Source organism: Gluconacetobacter sp. (assembly GCF_047721585.1).
In the GTDB taxonomy this organism is placed as follows: Bacteria; Pseudomonadota; Alphaproteobacteria; order Acetobacterales; family Acetobacteraceae; genus Gluconacetobacter; species Gluconacetobacter dulcium.
This window is the reverse complement of record NZ_JBDNXE010000122.1, coordinates 1-11,635: the sequence shown is the minus strand read 5'-3', so window position 1 is coordinate 11,635 and position 11,635 is coordinate 1. Positions and strand designations below refer to the sequence as shown.

General features: G+C 67.4%; 12 protein-coding genes. 5 read left to right on the top strand and 7 right to left on the bottom strand.

Annotation, left to right across the window (positions count from 1 at the left end):
- The 5 genes from ABF821_RS17050 to ABF821_RS17030 form a co-directional block, all read right to left on the bottom strand.
- The coding region (locus ABF821_RS17050) for a DNA translocase FtsK 4TM domain-containing protein (protein ID WP_415530896.1) at nucleotides 1–797 on the bottom strand (797 nt) is incomplete at its 3' end.
- Between the two features lie 169 nt (nucleotides 798–966).
- Complete coding sequence (gene rsmD / locus ABF821_RS17045) at nucleotides 967–1,548, bottom strand: 16S rRNA (guanine(966)-N(2))-methyltransferase RsmD (protein WP_415530895.1); 582 nt, start codon at nucleotides 1,546–1,548, stop codon at nucleotides 967–969.
- Between the two features lie 7 nt (nucleotides 1,549–1,555).
- Nucleotides 1,556–2,332: a pseudouridine synthase gene (locus ABF821_RS17040; protein ID WP_415530894.1), complete on the bottom strand. Its 777-nt coding sequence runs from the start codon at nucleotides 2,330–2,332 to the stop codon at nucleotides 1,556–1,558.
- Nucleotides 2,329–3,060: a gamma-glutamyl-gamma-aminobutyrate hydrolase family protein gene (locus ABF821_RS17035; protein WP_415530893.1), complete on the bottom strand. Its 732-nt coding sequence runs from the start codon at nucleotides 3,058–3,060 to the stop codon at nucleotides 2,329–2,331. The genes ABF821_RS17040 and ABF821_RS17035 overlap by 4 nt, the downstream gene beginning before the upstream one ends.
- A gap of 217 nt (nucleotides 3,061–3,277) precedes the next feature.
- The gene (locus ABF821_RS17030) at nucleotides 3,278–3,403 is read right to left on the bottom strand and encodes a hypothetical protein (RefSeq protein WP_255318178.1); all 126 of its coding nucleotides are present in this window, start codon (nucleotides 3,401–3,403) and stop codon (nucleotides 3,278–3,280) included.
- Nucleotides 3,404–3,749: 346 nt separating this feature from the next.
- On the opposite strand from ABF821_RS17030, the gene ABF821_RS17025 reads away from it, so the two are divergent.
- Nucleotides 3,750–4,184: a nucleoside deaminase gene (locus tag ABF821_RS17025; protein ID WP_183008409.1), complete on the top strand. Its 435-nt coding sequence runs from the start codon at nucleotides 3,750–3,752 to the stop codon at nucleotides 4,182–4,184.
- Between the two features lie 141 nt (nucleotides 4,185–4,325).
- A complete protein-coding gene (locus tag ABF821_RS17020; RefSeq protein WP_182975640.1) occupies nucleotides 4,326–5,897 on the top strand; it encodes a Do family serine endopeptidase in 1,572 nt (523 codons plus the stop codon).
- Nucleotides 5,898–6,003: 106 nt separating this feature from the next.
- Here ABF821_RS17020 and ABF821_RS17015 read toward each other — a convergent pair whose 3' ends face one another.
- Entirely contained in the window at nucleotides 6,004–7,059 is a 1,056-nt protein-coding gene (locus ABF821_RS17015) for a beta-eliminating lyase-related protein (protein WP_182974557.1), read from the bottom strand.
- A gap of 43 nt (nucleotides 7,060–7,102) precedes the next feature.
- On the opposite strand from ABF821_RS17015, the gene folD reads away from it, so the two are divergent.
- The 3 genes from folD (at nucleotide 7,103) to ABF821_RS17000 (ending at nucleotide 10,989) form a co-directional block, all read left to right on the top strand.
- Nucleotides 7,103–8,017 (top strand): bifunctional methylenetetrahydrofolate dehydrogenase/methenyltetrahydrofolate cyclohydrolase FolD, encoded by a 915-nt coding sequence (gene folD / locus ABF821_RS17010; RefSeq protein ID WP_415530892.1) that lies wholly within the window; start codon nucleotides 7,103–7,105, stop codon nucleotides 8,015–8,017.
- A gap of 13 nt (nucleotides 8,018–8,030) precedes the next feature.
- Nucleotides 8,031–8,777: a methylenetetrahydrofolate reductase gene (locus ABF821_RS17005; protein ID WP_415530890.1), complete on the top strand. Its 747-nt coding sequence runs from the start codon at nucleotides 8,031–8,033 to the stop codon at nucleotides 8,775–8,777.
- A 157-nt stretch (nucleotides 8,778–8,934) separates the two neighbouring features.
- A complete protein-coding gene (locus ABF821_RS17000) occupies nucleotides 8,935–10,989 on the top strand; it encodes a M1 family metallopeptidase (protein WP_415530889.1) in 2,055 nt (684 codons plus the stop codon).
- A 67-nt stretch (nucleotides 10,990–11,056) separates the two neighbouring features.
- On the opposite strand, the gene ABF821_RS16995 is transcribed toward ABF821_RS17000, so the two are convergent.
- Entirely contained in the window at nucleotides 11,057–11,632 is a 576-nt protein-coding gene (locus ABF821_RS16995; protein ID WP_415530897.1) for an NUDIX domain-containing protein, read from the bottom strand.
- Nucleotides 11,633–11,635: the final 3 nt, after the last annotated feature.

The following is an 11,635-nucleotide window of genomic DNA, read 5'->3' as shown; positions in this document are numbered from 1 at the left end:
CGGGTGGAGCGTGGCGGTTCGGGCGCGCGGGCCTGGGCGGAGAGGTCCGGCCGGGGGGGCGGCACCGTGCCGTCCAGCGAGCCGTTCCAGCGACCGGTGGCGTCGGCGGCGGGACGGTCGGCCGGGGTGGCGGGGGCCGGCATCCGGCGGGCGAGGCGCATGGGCTGCCGGGCGATAGCGCGCAGGACCCGGCCGATCGCCTTCCATTCGCTCCGGGACAGGCCGATCCCCAGCGGTACCAGCAGGAGGGTCAGCAGCAGCCCGAGCACCCATACGGCCAGTCGCCCGGCCGGACCGAGCAGCGACATGCCCGCCTGGAGCGCGGTATGGGCGATCGACAGGCCGAAAGCGCCGCCCAGGCCGGATTCCGTGGGCCAGTGCGGGATGGGCAGGACCGGGGCCAGCATCGGCACGGCCGCCAGCAAGGCCCCCATGACCGGCATGGCGCACAGGATCGCCACCGCCCGCAGCAGGATCGACCCCATGGCGGCATGGCGGATCACCCGCCAGCCCCAGGCCATCATCGCCAGGATCGGCAGGGCGCAGGTAATGCCGACATTCTGCAACAGCACGTCCGCCAGGTAGGAGCCGGCCATGCCCAGCAGGTTGGTGGGGGCCTGGGTGCTGGCGGTGTTCATCGACGGGTCGAGCGGGTTGTAGCTCCACAGTGATGCGGCCAGCGCCAGGGCCAGAAGCCACAGCACCATGCCTCCCATCTCGGCCAGTCTCTGCCTTGCGGCGGAGCGGATGCGCGGGGCGTTCAGAGAGGCAGGAATGTAGCGGCCAAAGCTCGGCAAATGTTCGGGTCCTGTACGCTGGGGCCGTCGTCGCGTGGACCGGGCGGTTCCGTCACGACGGCTGGCACGATGAAGCGGACGGCCCGGCCGGGAGGGCGGCCGGTCCTGGGTCCGGAAACCGGGGAAGTATAGCCTGCCCTTTCCGGAATACAGAAGGGCGGTTCAGCCGTTATTGCGGCATTGTGCCGGCGGCCCGCCAGATCGAAAGCCGCGCCGCGCCGTGGTGGCGCTCGGCCAGCGGGGCGTCGGGCAGGATCGGGTTGCCGATGGGCAGGGGTTCGTCGGCGCCGGTCTCGATCACGATCAGTGCGTTGGGGGCGATCCAGCCCGTTCGGGCCAGGGCTGCCAGAGCCCGTTCCGGCAGTCCCTGGCCGTAGGGGGGGTCCAGCAGCAGCAGGCTGCACGGCTGGCCGGCGGCGGGTGGCCGGGTGACGTCGCCGGCGCGCAGCGTCGTGCGGTCATGCGCCCCGCAGGCCGCGATGTTGGCGCGCAGCGCGGCCAGGGCGGCACGGTCGGTCTCGAAGAACGTGCAGTGGGGCGCGCCGCGCGACAGGGCTTCCAGCCCCAGGGCGCCCGTGCCGGCGAAGCCGTCCAGCACCCGTGCCTCTTCCATCAGGCCGTGGCCGCCCCAGGGCGCATGCAGCAGCATGTCGAACAGGGCCTGGCGGACCCGGTCGGCGGTGGGACGGGTGGTGCGCCCCGGTGGCGCCGCCAGCGCGCGGCCACGCCATTGGCCGGCGACGATCCGCATCGGCCGGTCAGGACTTGCGTGACGGGCGCGGGGACGGCCCCAGTCCAGGGATCTGCTCGCGCAGTACTTTCCCCGGCACTTCCTCCAGCTCCGACCGTTGGAGGGTGCCGAGCTGGAACGGGCCGTAGGCGGTGCGGATCAGCCGGCTGACATGCAGGTTCAGGCCACGCATGACCTTGCGCACCTCGCGGTTCTTGCCCTCGCGCAGCGCCACCGTCAGCCAGGCATTGTCGCCCTTGCGGGAATCCAGCCCGGCTTCGATGGGGCCGTACCGTACGCCTTCGAAGACGCTGCCGTCGGCCAGCGCCTTCAACTGGGCCTCGTCCACCATGCCGAAGACGCGGACGCGATAGCGCCGCAGCCAGCCGTTGGACGGCAGTTCCAGCCGGCGGGCCAGTTCGCCGTCATTGGTCAGCAGCAGCAGGCCCTCGCTGTTCAGGTCCAGCCGCCCGATGCTGATGACGCGCGGCATGCCTTCGGGGAGCGAGGCGAAGACGGTCGGCCGGCCCTCGGGGTCGCGGTGGGTCGTCACCAGTCCGTCGGGCTTGTGGTACCGCCAGAGCCGGGTGCGCTCGGGCGTTTCGACGACCGCGCCATCCACCTGTACGACGTCGCTTGCCACCACGAAGGTTGCCGGATGGGTCACCGCCTCGCCGTTCAGGCGCACGCGCCCTTCCTCGACCATGCGTTCGGCGTCGCGGCGGCTGGCGATGCCGGAGCGGGCCAGCCATTTGGCGATCCGTTCGCCGCGCTCGGGCCGGTTGGTGTCGTCGCGCTTTGTCATCTCGATCCCGAAGCCTCTATCAGGGCGGAAAAAATACGTCTGTCTGCCATGGATATGGCGAATTCCGGGTGCCATTGCACGCCCAGGCAGAAGGGATGGCCAGGATATTCGATGGCCTCGGCTACGCCATCGGGCGCCACGGCGCTGATGATGGCTCGTCCCGGCTCGCGCACGGCCTGGTGATGGGCGGAATTGACGGCGATCCGCGTGGCGCTCGTGATGCGCGCCAGCATCGTGCCGGGCAGGATGTCCACCTCGTGGCCGGGTTCGTCGCGCGGATTGGGCTGTTCGTGCGCCAGCGCGTCGATCACGGTGTCGGGGATATGCTGGATCAGGGTGCCGCCCAGGGCGACGGCCAGCAATTGCTGGCCGCCGCAGATGCCCAGCACCGGCAGCCCGGATGCGATGGCGCCCTGTGCCAGCGCCAGTTCGGCGTTGGTGCGGCCGGTCTTGAGGGTGACGCTGTCGTGTCGCCGGTCCGTGCCGTACAGGGCCGGGTCGACGTCGAAGGCGCCGCCGGTAATCACCAGGCCGTCGAGCCGCGCCAGCATGGCGGGGGCGAGATCGGCCTGATGGGGCAGCGCGACGGGCAGGCCGTCGGCATCGGCGATGGCGTCCATATAATTGCAACGCAGCGCATACCATGGGAAGCGGGAATAGCCGCTCCCGTCTGGGGTGCCGGCTTCGCTGTCCAGGGTGACGCCGATCAGGGGGCGGGGTCGGATCATTCCGCCTGACCTAGAGGAATATCGTCGTCAGGGAAATCCGCCATGCGCGGAATGATGGGGCCGCGTGGAAAGGGCGGCGAGCGGCTCGGGGGGCCTGGGCCGTCATGTCGTCACGGGGTGTAGCGCACGCCGGCACCTGCGCCCCGCAGGACGCACGGTCATGGACGCGCGGTGCCGATGGGTCGGTCGTCTGGCGAATGCAGGGGCGCCCAGTCGGTCAGCCGTCGGAGACCATCGAATGCAGGCTCGCGGTAAGGGTATGACGGCCCATCAGTTCGGGTTCGCATGCGGAAAAGCCGATGACGATTGCCGCGGCGGCCAGGATCAACGTGAGCGTATTCATCGTCTGCCTCCTGCTCTCATATCGGTCCCGATTGTTTCAGGGACCGTTACCGGCGATGCCGTTACACTGTCAGTCGCAACCCGGTCTGTCCATTAAAATCAATATTTTTTCCCGATTTGCGTCGTTCGGTCCATTCTGGACGCCGCGCCGTCCTGTAATATGTTGTGAACGCTATGTCCTGCCCCGTTGCCGGCATAGGGGGCGATGGGATCTATGCGACGCGAACGCGGCCGACGAGGATGGAGTTTCATGATCGGGCGAGGACAGGACCTGATTTTCTGCGGTTTTGCGCCATATTCTGGTCGGGTGGTGCGCGGTGCCGGCTGAGGGCCGCCCCGCCGACCCGATGGCCATTGCGCTGGAGGAGGCGCGTGCCGCCGCGGCGCGGGGCGAGGTGCCGGTGGGGGCCGTGCTGCTGGGACCGGATGGCAGCGTGCTGGCCCGCGATGGCAACCGGGTGGAGGCCGCGCATGATGCGGGTGCCCATGCCGAGATGCTGGTCATGCGCGCGGCCGCCCGGCGGCTGGGCAGCCCGCGCCTGACGGGTTGCACCCTGGTGGTGACGCTGGAGCCCTGCCCGATGTGCGCGGCGGCGGCGGTGCATTTCCGGGTCGGGCGCATTCTGTTCGGTGCCTATGACCCCAAGGGGGGCGGCGTCGAGCACGGGCCGCGCCTGCTGGCACGGCCGGACTGCCTGCATCGGCCCGAATGGGTGGGCGGGGTGCGCGAGCGCGAGGCGGCACAGTTATTGCGCGATTTTTTTCAGGCATTGCGCGCGTGAGAATTTGCGGGAAATGCGGAGATAACGCATCCTTCATCGACAGGTACGGTACAGGTTGGGTTCGACCGCATACTATTCTGGACTGTACCTCAGGAAGGGGCGGCGTCTTGCCCGGCCGCTCCAGCAACAATCAGGAATGCTATGACTGACGAGTTTCAGCCCATGATGTCTTTCCGCCCGCGCCGGATGCGGGGCAGGGTTTTGGCCGCGCTGGTCGCCACGACGATGCTGGGCGGCGCGGCGCAGGCCGTGATGATGGACACGGCACGGGCTGACGAGACAGGCGTCATCCGTCCGAACACCCAGACCCAGACGCTGCCCAATTTCGTCAATCTGGTGAAGCAGGTGCGCCCTGCCGTGGTCTCCATCACCGCCAATATCCGCGCGGAAGACGTGGATGAAGAGGGCGGGATGCAGGGCCAGCAGCAGATGCCCTTTCCCTTCCCGTTTCCGTTCCAGATGATGCCGCAGCAGCAGCGTCGGACGATCGAGGCCAGAGGGTCGGGCTTCATCATCTCGGCCGATGGGTACGTCGTGACCAACAACCATGTGGTCAAGGGCGCGACCAAGGTGACGGTGACGCTCGATGACGGCACCACCCTGCCCGCCAAGATCATCGGGCGCGACCCCAAGACCGATCTGGCGCTGCTGAAGGTCACGACCCAGAGCAAGCTGCGCTTCATCGAACTGGGTGATTCCGACAAGGTGGAGCCCGGCGAATGGGTGGTCGCGGTCGGCAATCCTTTCGGGCTGGGCGGCACCGTGACGGCGGGCATCGTCTCGGCGCGCGGCCGCGATATCGGCGACGGGCCGTATGATTCGTTCATCCAGGTGGATGCGCCGATCAATCGCGGCAATTCGGGCGGCCCGCTCTTTACCCAGGACGGCAAGGTCGTGGGCGTGAACACCGCCATCCTTTCGCCCACGGGTGGGTCGATCGGCATCGGGTTCGCCATTCCTTCCGACGTGGTCAAGAACGTCGTCGAGCAGTTGCAGAAGACCGGCCATGTGACGCGCGGCTATCTGGGCGTGGTGGCGCAGGTGATCACGCCGGCCATGGCCAAGGCGCTGGGCCTGAAGCCGGCCGGCGACGGGGTTCCGCCCAGCGGCGCGCTGGTGGCCAGCGTCAGCAACAGCAGCCCGGCCGAAAAGGCGGGCCTGAAGGCCGGTGACGTGATTACCGCGCTCAACGGCCAGAAGATCGACAGCCCGCATGATCTGGCGGTCAAGGTTGCGTCGCTGCCGCCGGGTACTTCGGTGACGATCGCCTATCTGCGCAACAACGCGGCGCAGACGGCCTCGGTGAAGATCGCGAACCTGTCCAGCGCGTCGTCGCCCGATGGCTCGGTTGGTGACAGGAGCGAGGCCGGCGGTCCGCGTCTGGGGGTTTCGCTTTCGCCGCTTACGCGCGATCTGCGCCAGCAACTGGGGCTGGATGGTTCGGTGCGTGGCGTCGTCGTCAGCGATGTCCAGGCGGGGTCGGTGGCCGAGCAGGCGGGTATTCGCGCCGGTGACGTGATCCAGGCCGTCGGCAACAGCCCGGTCGATAATCCGGGAGCCACGGTGACCGCCGTTCGGGCCGCCCTGAAATCCAACCAGTCGGTGTTGCTGCGTGTGCTGCGCGGTGGCCAGAACCTGTTCATCGCCGTGACACCGGGTTCGTCCGATGACAGTGGCGCGGCCGGTAGCGACAACGACAACGATAACGACTGACCGGTAGTGGCGCCGCTCCCGCGGGGGGCGGCGCCGTTTCGGGCGCACGGTTGCTGAACGGGTAAGGGATTTTCTGTTCTTCTTTTGAAAAGAACCGAAAATAAGACTAGATTTCCGAAAGTGTCTCCAGAAGTGCGTCAACATCCTCGATGCGGGTGTAATAGCTGGTGACCAGGCGGATGACGGTGCCATCCACACCTTCCGGCGTGTCCCAGTCGTGGAAGGCGAATCCCGCAGCGCGCAGATGGGCGATCGCCCGGTCGGGCAGCAGGACGAAGATTTCGTTGGCCTGGGTTTCGTAGAGCATCCGCGAGCCGGGGTGGCGGAACAGGCCGCCGGCTAGGCGTTGTGCCATGGCGTTGGCGTGGCGGGCGTTGTTGAGCCACAGATCGTCTTCCAGGCATGCCAGAATTTGCGCGCTCAGGAACCGCTGCTTGGACCAGTCATGGCCGGAGCGCTTGCGGCGGCGGGCGAATTGTTCGGCGTGTGCCGGGTTGAAGAAGACCACCGCCTCGGCGGCCATGGCGCCGTTCTTGGTCATGCCCAGCGACAGCACGTCGATGCCGGCCTTCCATGTCGCTTCGGCCGGGCTACAGCCCAGATGGGCGATGGCGTTGGCCAAGCGAGCGCCGTCCATATGCACCGCGAGATTCCGGCTTCGGGCTCTGGCCGTCAGTTCGGCGATGTGGGCGGGCGGGTAGACAGTGCCCCATTCGGTGGCCTGGGTCAGGCTGAGTGCCGTCGGCAGGGGATTGTGCACGTCGTCGGCGGGCAGGCGGCCGAGCTTGTAGGACAGGGCCTCCGGTGTCATGCGTCCGTCTTCGGACGGGATGGTGACCAGCCGGGCGCCGCCGGTGAAGAAATCCGGTGCCGCGCACTCGGACTGGGCGATGTGGGCGCTTTCGTCGCACAGGATCGCGGCATAGGGGGGCGCGAGGGCGGCCAGCGCCAGCGCGTTCGCCGCCGTGCCGGTGGCGACGGGGAAGACCTTGACCGGGTGTTCGAAGATATCCGCCACCACGTCGTCCAGTCGCGCCGTCCAGGCGTCGCCGCCATAGGCGGGGGCGGCATCCGCGTTGGCGGCGGCCAGGGCGGACATCACGGCGGGACAGGCCGGAACGACATTGTCGCTGCTGAAGTTCTTGCGTATCTGCTCCACCACGCTATTCCCCTGCTCTTTCCGTTCCCGTTGTCCGGAGTGCCGCATGACCGAGCCAGCTTCCGCCGAAACAGCGTCCGTTCGCAACCCGTCCGCGCGCCTGATCGACGGCAAGGCATTCGCGGCGAACCTGACGCAGACGATCGCACAGGAGGTCCGCGCGTTCCATGACCGCTATCAGGTGACGCCCGGTCTGGCGGTGGTGCTGGTAGGCAACGACCCGGCCAGCGAGGTCTATGTGCGCAACAAGGCGCTCCAGACCCATCGCGCCGGTATGCGCTCGTTCATGCACATGCTGCCCGAAACCACGTCGCAGGGCGAGTTGCTGGCGTTGATCGGGCGGTTGAATCAGGACCCGGAAATTCACGGCATTCTGGTGCAGTTGCCGCTGCCTGCGGGGCTGGACCCGGTGGCGGTGACGAATGCCATTCATCCCGACAAGGATGTGGACGGTCTGGGCGAGGTGAATGCCGGCCGGCTGGCGCTGGGCCAGCCGGGTATCGTGCCCTGCACGCCGCTGGGCTGCCTGATGCTGCTGAAAGCGGAACTGGGCGACTTGCGGGGCCTGCATGCGGTGATCATCGGCGCGTCCAATCTGGTGGGGCGGCCGATGGCGCGGCTGCTGCTGGCCGAGGGCTGCACCGTGACGGTCGCGCATATCGACACGCGCGAGCCCGCCGCGCTGGCGCGGCAGGGCGATATCCTGGTGGTGGCGACCGGCTGCAACGGGTTGGTGCGCGGTGACTGGATCAAGCCCGGCGCGACCGTGGTCGATGTGGGCATCACTCGCATCTCGCTGCCCAACGGCAAGACGCGGCTGGTGGGCGACGTGGCGTTCGATGAGGCCGTGACCCGTGCGGGGCGGATTACCCCGGTGCCGGGCGGTGTCGGGCCGATGACGATCGCCTGCCTGCTGAACAATACCCTGGCGGCTGCCCGGCGCATTGTCGGCGCGGCCTGAGGGCGGCGGAGGGATGACGATGCGCCTGTCGGTCGAACTGATTCCGCGCGATGCGGAGGCCCTGCTGCGCGACGCGCAGCAGGTTCGCACGCATTTTCCGTTGGCCGACACGTTGAACGTGCCCAGCCTGATGCGCTTTCCGATGCAGGGGTGGCAGGCGGTGCCGCTGCTGCAACCGGTCCTGCCGCGTGTCGTGCCGCATATCCGGGCCATCGATATCGACCCTGCCGGCCCGCTGCCGGGGGTGGATATTCCGGGGCTGACGGAAGTGCTGGTGGTGCGGGGCGATCCGCCGGCCGATCTGAGCCGCCGGACCTTTCCCAATTCGTCGGAAAGCGTGATCCGCCGCTATCGCCGCGAGGCGCCGCATCTGACGGTCTATGCCGCCTTCGATCCGTGGCGGCATGCGCCGTGGCGTGAGATGGAGGCGGTGACGCGCAAGAAGGAGGCCGGGGCCGCCGGCTTCTTTACCCAGCCGGTGTTCGACATGCGAATGCTGGAGCTGTGCATGGGCTGGCTGGAGGGGGAAACCGTGTTCTGGGGGCTTTCGCCGGTTATCGGGCCGAAATCGCGCTCTTATTGGGAGACGACGAACCATGTCGTTTTTCCCCACGGTTTCGACCTGACGCTGGAAGCCAACATTGCATTCGCGGTTCGGGCGATCCGTGCCGTCCGGGCGGCGGGGGGGCATGTCTATCTGATGCCGCTGCGGGTGAGCCTGGCCGCCTATCTGGGGCCGATCCAGCAGGCGCTCGGCTGATACGGCGCGGGGTGGGGACGGGTTACGTCCGCGCTGCAATTCCGTTAGCCTCGGGGAAAGAATCTGTTTTCCCCGAGAGGTCCTGATCGTGCCGTACCACCGTCCATGTCCACGCCTGTCCATCAGGCCAGGGTTTCAGCCGGGGATCGCCGGTACCATGACCGCGATCGGGCGTGTGCTGGGCGTCGCCATGCTGATCGTGGGCGGCGTGGCGCCCGCGCTTGCCGAAGAGGCGACACCGGCCGCCGCATCCGCCATGCCGCCGCCGGATCCGGCCCGTATCTTCGCCCCGCTGGCCTATCCGATGCCGGCCGGCAGCACGCGGTCGGCCGGTGGCGTGCCGGGTGGCGCCTATTGGCAGAACAGCGTCGATTACGAGATCAAGGCGGCGATCGACCCCACCAACCGCCTGCTTTCTGGCAGCGAAATCATCACCTACGCCAATAACAGCCCCGATGCGCTGGACGTGCTGTGGGTGCAACTCGACCAGAATATCTATCGTGACGGTTCGCGCGGCAATTTCGTCAATCCGCAGCGCCATGGCGATCATACCGACGGCGATGTGATCGAAAGCGTGTCGATCGAACAGGACGGCAAGAGCATCCCGGTTACGCCCGTCATCTCCGACACGCGGATGCAGGTGCCGTTGCCCACGGCGCTGGAGGGCAAGGGCGGCAAGATCCGGCTGAAGATCGTCTGGCACTATACCATTCCCGGCCCCTCGGGCGGGCGCACCGCCGTCAGTTCCACCCGCAACGGCGATATCTACGAGGTGGCGCAATGGTATCCGCGCATGGCCGTCTATGACGACGTTCGCGGCTGGGATACCGCGCCCTATCTGGGACAGGAGTTCTTTCTGGACTACGGCGATATCGATTACAGCGTGACCGTGCCGTGGAACTTTACCGTGGTCGGGTCCGGCGCGCTGCTCAACCAGGCCGATGTGCTGACCCAGACCGAGCGCGACAGGCTGGCGCAGGCCGCGAAGAGCGACGAGCGGGTGATGATCCGCACCGAAGCCGATATCCACGACCCCAAGAGCCATCCGGCCCAGACCGGTACCAAGACCTGGCATTTCCGCATGAACAACACGCGCGACGTGGCGTTCGCGGCCTCGCCGGCCTTCCTGTGGGATGCGGCGCGTCTGAACCTGCCGCCGGTGGTGGTCGAGCCGGGTCATGCGCCGGTACTGCGTCTGGCGATGTCGGCCTATCCGGTGGAAGGCGCGGGACCGCATCAGTGGGACCGCTCCACGTCGTATGTGAAATACGCGATCGAATATTTCTCGCGTCGCTGGTACCCCTATCCGTGGCCGAACGCGATCAATCTGGGCGGGCATGGCGCGGCGATGGAGTATCCCGGCATCGTTTTCGACGGCATGAGCGACAAAGACCCGGAACTGTTCTGGGTCACGGCGCATGAACTGGGCCATGACTGGTTCCCGATGGTCGTGGGCTCCAACGAACGCCGCCATGCGTTCATGGACGAAGGATTCAACACCTTTATCGACACCTATGCGTCGGACGATTTCAATTCCGGCGAGTTCGCGCCTAAGCACGATGTGGAGTTCGCGCCCGCTACCGGAAAGCCGGCCGAGGATATCCTCTCGGTGCTGCGCGACCCGGCCGCGCCGCGCCTGATGACACCTTCGGACCTGATCCCCGAGCACTATCGGCATCCGGTCACCTACTTCAAGGCCGCCTATGGGCTGAAGCTGCTGCGCGAGCAGATCCTGGGTCCGGAGCGGTTCGACCGTGCCTTCCGTCGTTACATTGCGATGTGGGCCTATCGCCACCCCACGCCTTCGGATTTCTTCCGGCTGATGGACAGCGAGACGGGCGAGGATCTGTCGTGGTTCTGGCGGGGCTGGTATTTCAACAACTGGGGGCCGGATTATGCGGTGAAGTCCGCCACGCCGACCGGCGAGGGCGCGGCGCCCGGCTTGCTGGTGACGGTGGACAACAAGGGCTGGCTGCCGCTGCCGGTGACGTTGCAGGTGAGCTATACCGATGGCACCAACGCGCGCCTGACCATCCCGACCGAAGCCTGGTACCTGCGCAACGAGATCGAACTGACGATTCCGGGTTCGCGCACACCCCAGGCGGTTACCCTCGATCCGGGGCATGACATTCCGGACCTGAACCGTGCCGACAACACGCTGACCCTGGCCCCGCCCCAGCCCGCTCCGCCGGCCGCGCCGCCCGCGCGCTGAGGCCGGGGATCATTCGGGAATGGGGGCTGGTGCGCGTATATCGCCAGCCCCGGTTCCCGGACGGGTTCTACAGCCAGTCGCGCGCGCGGATCAGGGCCAGCGCGGCCAGCGTGACCATGCAGGTGATTTCGCCATCGCGAATCATCCGGTCCAGTTCAGTCAGTTTCATCGTGTGACTGGTCAGGTCCGCCTCGGTTGCCTCTGGTCGGGGCATGCCCTGCGTCAGGCCGGTCGCCAGATAGACATGGCCGCGTTGGGTGGAATAGCCGGCCCCCTGATACAGGATGCCCGCATGGCGCAGTCGTTCGGCATGCAGGCCGGTTTCTTCTTCCAGTTCACCCCTTGCCACCGTTTCGGGATCGGCGTCGGGCCGATATTCCCACATGCCCATCGGCAGTTCCCACAACCGCGCCCGGATCGGGTATCGATACTGGCGCACCAGCGTCACGGTGGGGCCGTCCGGCCCTTCGCCCAGCGGCAGGATGACGACAAAATCCCCCCGCTCGACCACGCCGTAGAGCCCTTCGCCGCCATCCGGCCGGCGGATGATGTCCTCGCGCACGCGGGTCCATGGATTTTCGTAGGCGATCCGCGAGGACAGGGTGACGAAGCCGCCCGTATCTTCGGGGATGGGGATGGGGATGGG

Coding starts and splice junctions, on each gene's coding strand:
- ABF821_RS17035 (WP_415530893.1), bottom strand. CDS start 3,060: ATGATCCGACCCCGCCCCCTGATCGGCGTCACCCTGGACAGCGAAGCC.
- ABF821_RS17040 (WP_415530894.1), bottom strand. CDS start 2,332: ATGACAAAGCGCGACGACACCAACCGGCCCGAGCGCGGCGAACGGATC.
- ABF821_RS17005 (WP_415530890.1), top strand. CDS start 8,031: ATGACGATGCGCCTGTCGGTCGAACTGATTCCGCGCGATGCGGAGGCC.
- ABF821_RS17000 (WP_415530889.1), top strand. CDS start 8,935: ATGACCGCGATCGGGCGTGTGCTGGGCGTCGCCATGCTGATCGTGGGC.
- ABF821_RS17020 (WP_182975640.1), top strand. CDS start 4,326: ATGACTGACGAGTTTCAGCCCATGATGTCTTTCCGCCCGCGCCGGATG.
- ABF821_RS17030 (WP_255318178.1), bottom strand. CDS start 3,403: ATGAATACGCTCACGTTGATCCTGGCCGCCGCGGCAATCGTCATCGGC.
- folD (WP_415530892.1), top strand. CDS start 7,103: ATGACCGAGCCAGCTTCCGCCGAAACAGCGTCCGTTCGCAACCCGTCC.
- rsmD (WP_415530895.1), bottom strand. CDS start 1,548: ATGCGGATCGTCGCCGGCCAATGGCGTGGCCGCGCGCTGGCGGCGCCA.
- ABF821_RS17025 (WP_183008409.1), top strand. CDS start 3,750: ATGGCCATTGCGCTGGAGGAGGCGCGTGCCGCCGCGGCGCGGGGCGAG.